Source organism: Xanthomonas vasicola pv. musacearum NCPPB 4379 (genome assembly GCF_000277895.2).
In the GTDB taxonomy this organism is placed as follows: Bacteria; Pseudomonadota; Gammaproteobacteria; order Xanthomonadales; family Xanthomonadaceae; genus Xanthomonas; species Xanthomonas vasicola.
On sequence record NZ_CP034655.1, the window covers coordinates 1352666 to 1365453 of the forward strand.

Below are 12788 nucleotides of genomic sequence, written 5' to 3' on the forward strand. Positions count from 1 at the left end.
ACGTCGCTCCCAGCGAAGCGGCATCGACAGTTTTGTTAGCCGCTCTTAAGGTTGGAAGGGCCCGGTGGGTCACAGCCATGACAGCGCTGCGCTAGACTCGCCGGACTCTACATTCTCGCATTCCTGTGCCCCGACGCCACGACAACGACGCTCCCGACGATTTCGAGGACGATACCAACGAGCAAGGCTCCCGCTGGCAACGCAGACTCATCGTCTGGGGATTTGCCGCGTTCGCGCTGGCGCTCGGTTTCCTGATTCCCTATACGGTGTATCTGAACAAGCAGGTCACCCAGCGCTTCGGCGAGCTGCGTTGGCAGATCCCGACCCGCGTGTACGGGCGGCCATTGGTGCTGGTGCCCGGCATCGCGCTGGATGCAGCCACGCTGAAGACCGAGCTGGATGCGGCCTCGTACCGCGACGACGGTCAGGCGAAGCTGCCTGGCACCTATCAGCAGGATGGCAGCCGCTTCACCATCGCCAGCCGCGGCTATATCGATGTGGATGGGCGTGTGCCGGCGCGCCGGATCGACGTCAGCCTGGCGGGTGGACGCGTGGCCACGCTGCGCGACGCCAACGACCGCAAGACGCTCAAAAGCGCACGTCTGGACCCGGCGCGCATCGCCACGCTGTACGGGCAAAAGCAGGAAGAGCGCCGCCTGGTGCGCATGGAAGAAGTGCCCGAGCTGCTGGTCACCGGCCTGCAGGCGGTGGAAGACCGCGATTTCAACAGCCATCACGGCATCGATCTGAGCGGCATGGTGCGCGCGGCCTGGATCATGGCGCGCTCCGGCGGCCAGGTCCGCCAGGGCGCAAGCACCTTGACGCAGCAGTTGGCGCGCAGTGGCCTGCTCGGCATCGGCAAGGAACAGACGCTCACGCGCAAGCTCAACGAGATTCTGTACGCGTTGATCATGGAGGCGCGTTACGACAAGCGCACCATCCTGGAGGCCTATCTCAACCAGGTGTATCTGGGTCAGCGCGGCGGGCAGGCGATCCATGGCGTGTCGTCGGGTGCGGAGCTGTGGTTCGGCCGCGAACTCAATTCGATGACCACCGAGCAGATCGCGTTGTTGATCGGCCTGGTCAAGGGGCCCTCGTATTACGACCCGCGGCGTAATCCGGAGCGCGCGCTGGACCGGCGCAATTTCGTGCTCGGCAAGCTGCACGAAAGCAACTTGATCAACGATGCCGAGTACAAGCGCGCGCTGGCCGCGCCGTTGGGCGTGCCCACCGAGCCTGGTCTTGTCGCAGCCAATCGTTTCCCCGCCTATGTCGACCTGGTGCGGCGCCAGTTGGCGCACGATTACCCGGAAGGCGTGCTGCAGGGCGCCGGTATGAGCGTGCTCACGGGTATGTCGCCGTCTGCGCAGGCGTATGCCGAAGGTGCAGTCACCGGCACCATCAAGCGGCTGGACAACAAGAAGCGCCCGCCGCTGCAAGCCGGGCTGGTGCTCACCGACGTGCATAACGGCGATGTGCTGGCCGTGGTCGGCAGCCGCGATGTGGCCAAGCCGGGCTTCAATCGTGCGGTGGAAGCGCAGCGTCAGGTAGGCTCGTTGATCAAACCGTTCGTGTACATGCTGGCGCTGGCTTCGCCGGACCGCTGGGCGCTGTCCAGTTGGGTCGATGACTCGCCGGTGACCGTGCAGCTCAGCCGCGGCAAGACGTGGTCGCCCGGCAATTCCGACAACCGCAGCCACGGCACCGTGCGTTTGGTCGATGCGCTGGCGCATTCCTACAACCAGGCCACGGTGCGGGTGGGCATGCAGGTCGGTGCAGACCGCGTCGCGCAGCTGATCCAGGTCTTGGCCGGCATCAAGGCCGAGCCCAATCCGGCGTTGATCCTGGGCACCACCGACCAGAGCCCGTACGGCATGGCGCAGCTGTACCAGTTCCTGGCGGCCGGCGGCGAGATCCAGCCGCTGCACGCGGTGCGCGGTGTGCTCGACCCGCAAGGCAAGCTGCTCAAACGCTACGACAAGACCCCGGCACCGGCGCAGGAAGGCGATTCGGTCGCTGCCAACCTGATCAGCATCGGCTTGCAGCAGGTCGTGAGTGGCGGCACCGCGCGCCAGCTGCTGGGCGATGGCCTGGGGCGCCTGTCATCGGCCGGCAAGACCGGCACTTCCAACGATGGTCGCGACAGTTGGTATGCCGGCTATACCGGCGATCATCTTGCGGTGATCTGGATGGGCAACGACCAGAACGCCGAGACCGGCCTGTATGGCGCCACCGGCGCGATGCGGGTGTGGTCGAGCATCTTCGCCCGCCTGCCGAGCGCGCCGTTGAAGGTCAGCGGCAAAGGCCTGGATTGGCAGTGGGTGGACGCTAGCGGTATCGGCGTGACCGACCCCGGTTGCCCAGGCGCGCGCCAGTTCCCGTTCGTGGTCGGCTTCACGCCGGCCTATGCCCCGTGTGCCGGCAATGCACCGTTGATCGAAGGCGCGCCCGGCGAAGCGGCCGCACCTGCCGAACAATCCAGCGGCGGTGGCTGGCGCCGTTTCTTCGGTCTAGAAAAGAAGCCCGAAGAACCTGCCCCGGCGCCTGCCACGGCCCCACCCGCGCATTGATTGGAGTGACCCCATGAACCGACTGCACCGTTTGCTCGCCCTGATCGGCGTCTTGGCCGCACTCACTGCCTGCGTCAGCGCACCGCCCGCACCGCCGCCGACGCCGGTGGACCCGACCACGCCGGCCCAGCGCCTGTTGCTGATCGAACGCGAGGCCGGCGCGGACGACACCGAGCTGTCGGTGCAGCCGCTGCGCGACCCGCAGGTCGATGATTTGCGCGACACCGCCAAGAGCAAGCGCCAGGCCGGCGATCTGGCTGCTGCGGCTGCGGCGCTGGATCAGGCGCTGGGCCTGGTGCCGGGCGACCCGGCGATTCTGCAGGAGCGCGCCGAAGTGTCCGTGCTGCAGGCGGACTGGCCCGCCGCCGAGCGCTTCGCCAAGCAGGCGATCGAGCTGGGTTCCAAGACCGGCCCGCTGTGCCGTCGCCATTGGGCCACCATCGAACAGTCGCGGCTGGCGCGTGGCGAAAAGGAAAACGCTGCATCGGCCAGGGCGCAGATCGTTGGTTGCACGGTGCCGGGGATGAAGCGGTACTGAGACCTGACATCCCGCGGTGCGGATCGCGTGCAGGCGGTGCGCGTTCTGCTGGCACGAGTGCGTCTGATGTGGCGCGTCTTTCGGGTGCGCAGTGCAGGCAGTGCGCCTGCGTGTAGCAGCACTTCGTCGCCTACACCCAAGCCTGCGTCACAGCTTACGCGCTAGGCTGTCGCGCTTCCTGTCCGCTTTCCGTCTGGTCTCATGTCCCAACTTGCCACTGCCAGTATCGAGGCGCTCAGCCAGGGCGGGGCGCTTGCGCATCAGCTCGACGCCTTCGCGCCACGTGCTGCACAGTTGCGCCTGACCGGGGCAATTGCCGAAGCATTCGAGCAGCGCGATGTGTTGCTGGCAGAGGCCGGTACCGGCACCGGCAAGACCTACGCCTATCTGGTCCCGGCGTTGCTGTCCGGGCTCAAGACCATCGTTTCTACCGGCACGCGCGCGCTGCAGGATCAGCTGTTCCATCGCGACCTGCCGCGCGTGCGCGCCGCGCTGGGCGTGGGCCTGCGTAGTGCGTTGCTGAAGGGGCGCGCCAACTATCTGTGCAAGTACCGCACCCAGCAGGCGCGCGGCGAGCCGCGCTTTGCCACGCCCGAACAGGTGTCGCAATTCCAGCGCATCGTGGCCTGGAGCGGACGCACCCAGTTCGGCGACATGGCCGAGCTTGAAGCCTTGCCGGACGACTCGCCGCTGTTGCCGATGGTGACCTCCACCGTCGACAACTGCCTGGGTACCGAATGCCCGTTCTATAGCGAATGTTTCGTGGTGCAAGCGCGCCAGCGTGCGCAGGCGGCCGATCTGGTGGTGGTCAATCACCATCTGCTGCTGGCCGATCTGGCGCTCAAGCAGGAAGGCTTCGGCGAAATCCTGCCCGGCGCGCAGGCCTTCGTCATCGACGAGGCGCATCAATTGCCGGAGCTGGCGGCCAATTTCTTCGGCGAAAGTTTCGGCATGCGGCCGTGGCAGGAGCTGGCGCGCGATTGCATGGTCGAAGCGCGTCTAGTGGCTGGTGCACAGGCAAGCTTGCAGGCGCCGATCCTTGCCCTGGACGAAGCCTTGCGCAGCCTGCGCGCCGGCATGGAAGGCCTGCCGGCGCGCGGCACGCAATGGCGCGCGCTGGCCAAACCGCAGGTGCGCGAAGGATTCGACGCCGTGCTGTCGTCGCTGGCACGGTTGGGCGAATCTCTGCTGCCATTACGAGAAGCCTCGCCCGGTTTTGACGGCTGCACTGCACGTGCGCAAGAAGCCTTGAATCGCCTGTCGCGCTGGTTGGGCGAAGACCTGCCGGTAGCCGATTTCGCGCAGGATCTGCCGGAAGAAGCAGTCGACAACGACGTGCTTTGGTACGAACTCAGTCCGCGCGGCTTTCGCTGCCAGCGCACACCGCTGGATGTGTCCGGCCCGTTGCGCGAGCACCGCGAAAAATCGCACGCGGCCTGGGTGTTCACCTCGGCCACGCTGGCGGTGGGCGGCGAGTTCGACCACATCGCGCAGCGGCTGGGATTGAGCGATCCGGCGACCTTGCTGCAACCCAGCCCGTTCGACTGGGCGCGTCAGGCGTTGTGCTACCTGCCGCCGAATCTGCCCGATCCGGCCGCACGCGGTTTTGGCACCGCGCTGATCGGCGCACTGACGCCGGTGCTGGAAGCCTCCAACGGCCGCGCGTTTTTGTTGTTCGCTTCGCACCGCGCGCTGCGCGAAGCCGCCGAGGCCTTGCGCGGCGCGCCGTGGCCATTATTCGTGCAGGGCGAAGCACCCCGCGCGACCTTGCTGCAGCGCTTCCGCGATTCCGGCAACGGCGTACTGCTGGGCTCGGCCAGTTTTCGTGAAGGGGTGGACGTGGTCGGCGATGCCTTGAGCGTGGTGGTGATCGACAAGCTGCCGTTCGCCGCGCCCGACGATCCGGTGTTCGAAGCGCGACTGGATGCAATCCGCCGCGAGGGCGGCAACCCGTTCCGCGACGAGCAATTGCCGCAGGCGGTGATCGCGCTCAAGCAGGGCGTGGGGCGGCTGATCCGCAGCGAAACCGACCGTGGCGTGCTGGTGCTGTGCGACCCGCGGTTGGTCAACAAAAGCTACGGCCGCACCTTCATGAAATCGCTGCCGCCATTCGCACGCACCCATGCCATTGCCGATGTGCAGGCGTTTTTTGGCGTTGAACAGCCGGTAGGCGACAATGGCGTGCTCACGTTGCCGCTCGGCGATGATCAATCTTCTTCTTTATGACTGCGGCCCTGCCATGAACGTCCTCGCATTCGAGACCTCCACCGAAGCCTGTTCCGTTGCCTTGCATGTTGACGGTCGCGTGATCGAGCGCTTCGAACTTGCGCCGCGCCGCCACGCCGAACTGGCGCTGCCATGGGCCGAACAACTGCTGGCCGATGCAGGTATCTCACGCCGTCAGCTCGATGCGATTGCGGTCGGCCGGGGCCCCGGCGCGTTCACCGGTGTGCGTCTGGCGATCGGCATTGCGCAGGGCATCGCCTTGGCGCTGGATGTGCCGGTGCTGGCCGTTTCCACGCTGCAGGTGCTGGCCTTGCGCGCGCCGGCCGAGGTGAGCCATGTGCTGGCCTGCATTGATGCACGCATGGGCGAGGTGTATGCCGGTGTCTTTGCGCGCAGTGGCGATGCGCTGCTGGAACTGGCACCGGAAGTGGTCTGCGCACCGGACACACTCGTGCTACCCGAGACCGCGGCGCTGATGGCCGGTGTCGGCACCGGTCTGGCGGCAGCCGATGCACTGTTGCAGCAACGCTTTGCGACGCGCCTGAGCAGCGTTGATGCGGCCGCGCTCCCGCGTGCCGCCGATCTGCTCACGCTCGCGCTGCCGGCATTGTTGCGCGGCGAAGGGGTGGCGCCGGAGCGGGTGGAACCGGCCTATCTGCGCGACAACGTCGCGCTTACCCTGGTCGAGCAACAGGCTGCCCGCGCAGCGAAGGCGGCCGGCGCAACGCCGTGACCGACGCTGCCCAGCGCGCTCGGTTTCGCGGTTGCCTGCTTGGTCTGGCGGTGGGCGATGCGCTGGGCACCACGCTCGAATTTTGCGCGCCGGGCAGCTTTGCGCCGATCGACGACATGCGCGGTGGCGGCCCGTTCGCCTTGCAGGCCGGGCAGTGGACTGACGACACCTCGATGGCCTTGTGTCTGGCGCATAGCCTGCTGTATCGGCAGGGGTTCGATGCGGCCGACCAGATGAACCGCTATTGCAACTGGTACCAGCACGGTTATCTCAGCAGCACCGGTGCCTGCTTCGATATTGGGGCGACTGTGCGCCAGGCCCTGGAGCGCTATCTGGATGGCGGCCCGGCTTTCAGTGGCAGCACCGATCCGCGCTCGGCTGGGAATGGCTCGTTGATGCGGCTGGCGCCGGTGGCGATGTACTACGCGCATTGCCCCGACGAACTGGCCGATCGCGCGGCCGACAGTTCGCGCAGCACGCATGCCGCTGCCGAAGCGCTGGATGCGTGCCGCTTGTTCGCGGTCCAACTGCGCGCCGCGCTGCTTGGAGGCACGCGCGATCAGGTGCTGCATGCGCAGCCGGACACATTCCTGACGCCAGCAGTGCATGCATTGGCTATCCGCGACCATGTGGCCGTGCCCGCCGCGCAGATCCGCGGCACGGGCTATGTGATCGATTCGCTGTCGGCAGCGCTGTGGTGCTTCGCAACGACCCAGAGCTTTGTCGAGGCCGTGCTGCGTGCCGCCAACCTGGGCGACGATGCGGACACCACCGCAGCGATCTGCGGGCAGCTCGCCGGCGCGTATTACGGCATCGACGGCATCCCTGCTGCCTGGCGCGAACGCGTGCAGGATGCGGCAGAGATCGTGGAGTTGGCCGACCGGCTGCACGCCGCGGCACAGGTGGCCTGAGCCGCAGTCACAGCCCAAATTCCGGCACAGCTGCAGCACATGGCAGGTGATGCGCTGGCATTGCGCGTGCTGTCCGCGATTGGAGCCGATTAAAGTTGGAACCGATCAAGCGTAATCGCGGTGCCGGACTTATGCGCACGTGTGAGGTTGCCCGTGCTGGTGGCCTTGCCACTGAACCGAACAGCAGCAGGATCGTGCCCACGCCGCAGCTTCGATGCTGCCGCATTTCTGGTCTCTGTCCGGTCAGTGCTGTCAAAACGCGGAGCGATGAAGTGCGTTGCGCAATCAGCGCACACGCAGCCTCAGCGATCGTCGTGCAGCTCGCCGCCGGGCAGGAATAACCAGGTGCGCGTGACCTGCAGGATGTCCACATCGTCCTTGGTCTTGGGTAGCGGCGGGAACGGCTGCGCCAGTTGCACCACGCGCAACGCGGCATCGTCGAGCAACGGAACCCCGCTGGATACCAGTACGCGGCTGCTTTCCACGCTGCCGTCGCGGCGCACGCCCACGCTGATGACGACCTTGCCGCCCAGCCGGCGGCGGCGGGCGTCGTCCGGATAATTCAGATTTCCCACGCGCTCGGCGCGGTCCACCCAGGCGCGCAGATAGTTTGCATACGCGTATTCGCGGGTGCTGGCCGAAACGAACTTGCGGTTCGGGCGTTTGGCGTACTGCTCGGAGCGCAGATGCACTTCGGCCGCGAGCCGGGCCATTTCGGCATCGCGCTGTACGCGTTGCGCATCGGCGGGAGTGAGTGGGTCGGTCTGCGGATTCGGTTGCGGCGTCGGCACGGCCTACTCGCCGCGCCGGCTGGTCACCACGCGGGTCTGGGTCGGCTCCGGCGCATTCACGCTGGTGGCGCGTTGCGCCTGTGGCGCCAGCCCGGTGCGGTCCTGCGGTACCACGCCTGGCTGGCTGTCGCGCGGGCGCTGCACGGTGTCGTGATTGCCGCCGCCCTGCTGGTTGGCCTGGGCCAGGAAATCGGCCTGCTTGGGCGTCAGTGGCGTGCTGGTCTGGCTGAAGATCACATCCAGCGTTGGCACCAGTGGTGCGTCTTCGCTGACCGCAAATACCACGCCCAGGATCAGCGCGCCGTGCAGCAGCAGCGAGATCACCAGCGTCATCATCAGCCGGCGACCGTCGTCCCTCGGTGCCGGCAGGGCCGCGGCCGTGCTCATTGCGCGGTGCCGGCCTCGATCGCGTCGAATAGCAGCCCGGCGATGTTCAGGCCGAACTGCGCATCCAGCTCGCGCACGCAGGTGGGGCTGGTGACGTTGACCTCGGTGAGGTAATCGCCGATCACGTCCAGGCCGACGAAGCGCATGCCGCGACGGCGCATTTCCGGGCCAACCTGCGCGGCGATCCAGCGGTCGCGCTCGGACAATGGCCGGCCTTCGCCACGCCCGCCGGCCGCCAGGTTGCCGCGGAATTCATCGCCCTGCGGAATCCGCGCCAGGCAGTAGTCCACCGGCACGCCGTCCACCAGCAGGATGCGCTTGTCGCCGGCAGTGATGTCGGGGATGAAGCGCTGCGCCAGGGTCAGTTTGCGGTTGCCGTCGGTCAGCGTTTCCAGGATCACGTTGAGGTTGGGGTCGCCGGTGCCGCTGCGGAAGATCGAGCGCCCGCCCATGCCGTCCAGCGGCTTGAGCACCGCCTGACCGTGCTCCAGCACGAACGCCTTGAGCGCGGCAGCGTCACGACTGACCAACGTCGGCGGGCAGCACTGCGGAAACAGCAGCGCGGCCAGCTTTTCGTTGTAGTCGCGCAGGCCCTGCGGGTCGTTGACGATCTGCGCGCCGGCACGCTGCGCCACGCTCAGTACCTGGGTGTCGTAGACGAACTCCGCGTCCACCGGCGGGTCCTTGCGCATCAGCACCACTTGGCCGGGCCCGAATGCCAGCTCGGCGAACTCGCCCAGCGTGAACCAGCTGGTCTTGTCTTCGCGCACGCTCAGCGGCGCGACCTGCGCCACCGCGCGGCCTTCGCGCAGGCTGAGCCCGCCGGGGCGCACGTAATGCAGGCGGTGACCACGGCGCTGGGCTTCCAGCAACATGGCAAACGTGGTGTCTTTGGCGATCTTGATGGAGGCGATGGGATCCATCACCACAACGACGTCGAGCGACATGGGGCTAAACCTTTCGAACAAGCTGCCGATGGTAACTTCAAGCGATGGGCGATGGCGCGCCCGGCGGGTCGTAGTGCGCGACTTGCCGGCCGGGACGCACCCAGACGTGGTCGGAACGTCCGCCTGGCGGGGCCCCGGCAATGCGCCCTTGACAGTCGATGCGGGTCTTGGGATATACATGCAGTTTCGTAGCGACGTCGGAAGGGATGAAGCGTCGGGCGCCCGGGGATATTTGGATGAGTGAAAACATTGCTGCGGGTGGGGAACTCGCAGGACTGAAGGTGATGGTGATCGATGATTCGAAGACCATTCGCCGCACCGCCGAAACGCTGCTGAAGCGGGAAGGTTGTGAAGTAGTGACAGCAACGGATGGTTTCGAGGCACTGGCCAAAATTGCGGACCAGCAACCTCAAATCATTTTTGTCGACATCATGATGCCGCGCCTGGATGGGTACCAGACGTGCGCGTTGATCAAGGGCAACCAGCTCTTCAAATCGACGCCGGTGATCATGTTGTCGTCCAAAGATGGCCTGTTCGACAAGGCGCGCGGCCGCATCGTCGGTTCCGAGCAATATCTGACCAAGCCGTTCACCCGCGAAGAACTACTGAGCGCGATCCGCACGTACGTCCACGCCTGACCAGGGGGAAAGGCAACATGGCTCGAATTATATTGATCGAGGACTCGCCCACCGACAGGGCAGTCTTCAGTCAATGGCTGGAAAAAGCAGGCCATACGGTCGTCGCCACCGATACCGCAGAAGAGGGACTTGAGCTGGTTCGCAGCCAGGCGCCCGATCTTGTGTTGATGGATGTGGTGTTGCCCGGTATGAGCGGCTTCCAGGCAACGCGTGCACTTGCACGCGACCAGGCCACCAAGGACATTCCCGTGCTGCTGGTCAGCACCAAGGGCATGGAAACCGACAGGGCTTGGGGTCTGCGACAAGGTGCAAGCGACTACATCGTCAAGCCGCCGCGCGAAGACGATCTAATCGCGCGCATCAGACAATTGGTGCGTTGATGCGCTCTCCATTCGACATTCTCGAAGACTACGAGCGTCGTAGTCTGGCGCACGCCACGCCCCTGCCGGAACGCCAGTTCTCGGCAGATATCTGGCGCGGCGTGGGGTATCGCGTCGGGACCCGGCGATTGGTCTCGGACTTCCGCGAAGTTGCGGAAATCGTGCCGATGCCGCCGGTCACTCCGGTGCCGGGCGCACAGCCCTGGCTGCTGGGCGTAGGCAACCTGCGCGGCAATCTGTTCCCAGTGATCGATCTGAAGCAGTTCCTGGAGGGCCGTCGCACGGTGCTCCAGGAAGGCCAGCGTGTGCTGATCATGCGTCAGAGCGGCGGCGACGTCGCGCTGACCATCGATGAGCTGTACGGCCAACGCAGCTTCGAGCAGGTCCAGGTGGTGGAACCCGGCGAGTTGGCGCAAGGCCGCTACGCCCATTTCATCGACCGCGCCTTCCGCAACGAGACGCAGGACTGGGGTGTGTTTTCCCTGGCGTTGCTGTCGCGCACTCCTGAATTCCGGCAGGCCGCGGCCTAAGCCGCGACCCCGCCACGTCATACAGATTGAGGTCGAACCATGAGTACCGCCCCGGACGCCCGCAAGACCAACGAGCTCGGCAGCGTCAGCACCAGCTTCTGGCTTGGCTTGCTGGTGTTGTCGATGATCGTGTTTGGCGCCAACACCGGCGTCGCGACCTGGCAGGGCAGTCGACTTGCCGGTGCCGGCACCGGCGCGGCCGACTTGCAGGTGCTCTCGCAGCAGCTGGCCAACCAGGGCCGCGAAGCGGTGTCCGGCGACACCAAGGCCTTTGCCGCGTTCAAGGAGACCAAGGGCCGCATCGACAGCACGGTGAGCGAACTGGATGGCCGTTACGGCCAGGAAGGCTCGATCGCCAGCGCGATGGCGCAGCTCAAGGCGACCTGGCTGCCACTGAGCAAGAACGCCGATCAGGTCATCGCCAGCGAACCGGCGGTGCTGGCGATCGCAGACAACGCCAACCGCTTCTCCGGCAGCGTCCCGCAATTGCAGGCGCAGTTGAACGAAGTGGTGCGTGCGATGACCGTCAGCGGCGCGCCGGCTTCGCAGATCTACAACACCTTGCAGCAGGTCGTGGTGGCCGGAACCATGGCGCGGCGGGTGACCGAAATCCGCGCCGGCGAAGACAATGCGGCCGCCTCAGGCGACGCACTGGCACGCGACTCGGTGGTGTTCACGCAGATGCTCGACGGCCTGCGCGCAGGCAACGAAGAACTCGGCATCGCCGCAGTGCGCAACCCCGCTGCGTTGTCGGCGCTTGAGCAGTCGCAGGCGCAGTGGGCGACGATGAAGAAAGATGTCGACGCCATCCTCGCCAGCTCGCGCAACCTGTTCGCCGCACAGTCCTCGGCCGATGCGCTGACGGATGGCTCCGGCAAGATGCTCGTCGACAGCAAGAAGCTGTTCGACGCCTTCTCCGCGTTCGGTTCGGTGCGCGACACGCGCCTGTTCCCGAACTTCTGGCTGGGCGTGGTGTCCGGCCTGTTCGCGCTGCTGGCGATCATCGGCTTCGTGTGGAGCTCGGTGCGTGTGCGAACCCGCGAGCAGGACGTGCGCTACCAGTCGCAGGTGGAATTCAACAGCCGTAACCAGCAGGCGATTATGCGGTTGCTGGACGAAATCAGCTCGCTCGGCGAGGGCGACCTGACCGTGAAAGCGTCGGTGACCGAGGACATGACCGGCGCCATCGCCGACGCCATCAACTACGCCGTGGACGAACTGCGCCACCTGGTGACCACCATCAACGACACCTCCGCGAAGGTGGCCGTGTCGACCCAGGAAACCCAGGCCACGGCGATGCAGCTGGCCGACGCGGCCGGCCAGCAAGCCAACCAGATCACCACGGCTTCCGAGCGCATCAGCGAAATCGCTGCCAGCATTGAGCAGGTGTCGCGCAACTCCACCGAGTCGGCCGAAGTGGCGCAGCGCTCGGTGGTCATCGCCGCCGAAGGTGCCGGCGTGGTGCGCGAGACGATCCAGGGCATGGACCAGATTCGCGACCAGATCCAGGAAACCTCCAAGCGCATCAAGCGGCTGGGCGAATCTTCGCAGGAGATCGGCTCGATCGTGGAACTGATCAACGACATTTCCGAGCAGACCAACATCCTGGCGCTCAACGCCGCGGTGCAGGCAGCATCGGCCGGCGAAGCCGGTCGCGGTTTCGCTGTGGTGGCCGACGAAGTGCAGCGCCTGGCAGAACGCACCTCTAGTGCGACCCGACGCATCGAAGGTTTGGTGCAGACCATTCAGGCCGATACCAACGAAGCGGTCAGCTCGATGGAGCAGACCACCTCCGAAGTGGTGTCCGGTGCGCGCCTGGCCGAAGACGCCGGCACCGCGCTGACCGAAATCGAGCGCGTGTCCAACGCCTTGAATAACTTGATTAAGAACATCTCCATCGCTGCGCACCAGCAGTCGGCCGCGGCGACGGATATCACACAGACCATGGGCGTGATCCGTCAGATCACCAGCCAGACATCGCAGGGTGCGGAGCAGACGGCCGAATCAATCGGCAATCTGGCGCAGCTCGCTGCCGATCTGCGCCGTTCGGTCGCCGACTTCAAGCTGCCGGCGTGACCACGACGCGGAACGGGAAAGGATCAGCAGATGGCGCGTAGTAGCGTTACGTCGATGCAGG

10 protein-coding genes and 1 pseudogene are annotated in these 12788 nt (G+C 65.9%); 9 read left to right on the forward strand and 2 right to left on the reverse strand.

All coding sequences use genetic code 11. The features are described 5' to 3' along the window. Positions 1–125: 125 nt before the first annotated feature. From mrcB to KWO_RS06410, 5 genes are all read left to right on the forward strand, one after another. Entirely contained in the window at positions 126–2570 is a 2445-nt protein-coding gene (gene mrcB / locus KWO_RS06390) for a penicillin-binding protein 1B (protein WP_010375164.1), read from the forward strand. Positions 2571–2583: 13 nt separating this feature from the next. Next, a complete protein-coding gene (locus KWO_RS06395) occupies positions 2584–3108 on the forward strand; it encodes a hypothetical protein (RefSeq protein WP_010364196.1) in 525 nt (174 codons plus the stop codon). A gap of 201 nt (positions 3109–3309) precedes the next feature. Next, on the forward strand, positions 3310–5334 hold the full coding sequence (gene yoaA, locus KWO_RS06400; RefSeq protein ID WP_010375167.1) for a DNA repair helicase YoaA: 2025 nt from the start codon (positions 3310–3312) through the stop codon (positions 5332–5334). A gap of 13 nt (positions 5335–5347) precedes the next feature. Further along, a complete protein-coding gene (tsaB, locus tag KWO_RS06405) occupies positions 5348–6067 on the forward strand; it encodes a tRNA (adenosine(37)-N6)-threonylcarbamoyltransferase complex dimerization subunit type 1 TsaB (RefSeq protein WP_010375169.1) in 720 nt (239 codons plus the stop codon). Further along, positions 6064–6978: an ADP-ribosylglycohydrolase family protein gene (locus tag KWO_RS06410; protein WP_010375171.1), complete on the forward strand. Its 915-nt coding sequence runs from the start codon at positions 6064–6066 to the stop codon at positions 6976–6978. Before tsaB ends, KWO_RS06410 begins: the two co-directional genes overlap by 4 nt. A gap of 302 nt (positions 6979–7280) precedes the next feature. Here the strand turns inward: KWO_RS06410 and tolA are convergent. Both tolA and gshB read right to left on the reverse strand, forming a co-directional pair. Then, positions 7281–8156: pseudogene (tolA, locus tag KWO_RS06415) on the reverse strand (cell envelope integrity protein TolA). Next, complete coding sequence (gene gshB / locus KWO_RS06420; RefSeq protein WP_010364206.1) at positions 8153–9103, reverse strand: glutathione synthase; 951 nt, start codon at positions 9101–9103, stop codon at positions 8153–8155. The pseudogene tolA and the gene gshB overlap by 4 nt, the downstream one beginning before the upstream one ends. A 236-nt stretch (positions 9104–9339) precedes the next feature. On the opposite strand from gshB, the gene pilG reads away from it, so the two are divergent. The 4 genes from pilG to KWO_RS06440 are packed head-to-tail and all read left to right on the forward strand — an operon-like array spanning position 9340 to position 12727. After that, entirely contained in the window at positions 9340–9741 is a 402-nt protein-coding gene (gene pilG / locus KWO_RS06425) for a twitching motility response regulator PilG (RefSeq protein WP_005913706.1), read from the forward strand. A 17-nt stretch (positions 9742–9758) separates the two neighbouring features. Beyond that, positions 9759–10121, forward strand: coding sequence for a response regulator (locus KWO_RS06430; protein WP_010375173.1), 363 nt, complete (start codon positions 9759–9761; stop codon positions 10119–10121). Continuing rightward, the gene (locus tag KWO_RS06435) at positions 10121–10651 is read left to right on the forward strand and encodes a chemotaxis protein CheW (RefSeq protein ID WP_010364221.1); all 531 of its coding nucleotides are present in this window, start codon (positions 10121–10123) and stop codon (positions 10649–10651) included. Before KWO_RS06430 ends, KWO_RS06435 begins: the two co-directional genes overlap by 1 nt. 39 nt (positions 10652–10690) lie before the next feature. Next, positions 10691–12727 carry a methyl-accepting chemotaxis protein gene (locus KWO_RS06440; RefSeq protein WP_010364223.1) on the forward strand — a complete coding sequence of 679 codons (2037 nt, stop codon included), beginning with the start codon at positions 10691–10693 and terminating at the stop codon, positions 12725–12727. Positions 12728–12788 lie beyond the last annotated feature (61 nt).

Excerpts from the sequence above, each read along its gene's own strand:
- KWO_RS06395 (WP_010364196.1), top strand. The coding sequence starts at position 2,584 with ATGAACCGACTGCACCGTTTGCTCGCCCTGATCGGCGTCTTGGCCGCA.
- yoaA (WP_010375167.1), top strand. The coding sequence starts at position 3,310 with ATGTCCCAACTTGCCACTGCCAGTATCGAGGCGCTCAGCCAGGGCGGG.
- tsaB (WP_010375169.1), top strand. The coding sequence starts at position 5,348 with ATGAACGTCCTCGCATTCGAGACCTCCACCGAAGCCTGTTCCGTTGCC.
- gshB (WP_010364206.1), bottom strand. The coding sequence starts at position 9,103 with ATGTCGCTCGACGTCGTTGTGGTGATGGATCCCATCGCCTCCATCAAG.
- pilG (WP_005913706.1), top strand. The coding sequence starts at position 9,340 with ATGAGTGAAAACATTGCTGCGGGTGGGGAACTCGCAGGACTGAAGGTG.
- KWO_RS06430 (WP_010375173.1), top strand. The coding sequence starts at position 9,759 with ATGGCTCGAATTATATTGATCGAGGACTCGCCCACCGACAGGGCAGTC.
- KWO_RS06435 (WP_010364221.1), top strand. The coding sequence starts at position 10,121 with ATGCGCTCTCCATTCGACATTCTCGAAGACTACGAGCGTCGTAGTCTG.
- KWO_RS06440 (WP_010364223.1), top strand. The coding sequence starts at position 10,691 with ATGAGTACCGCCCCGGACGCCCGCAAGACCAACGAGCTCGGCAGCGTC.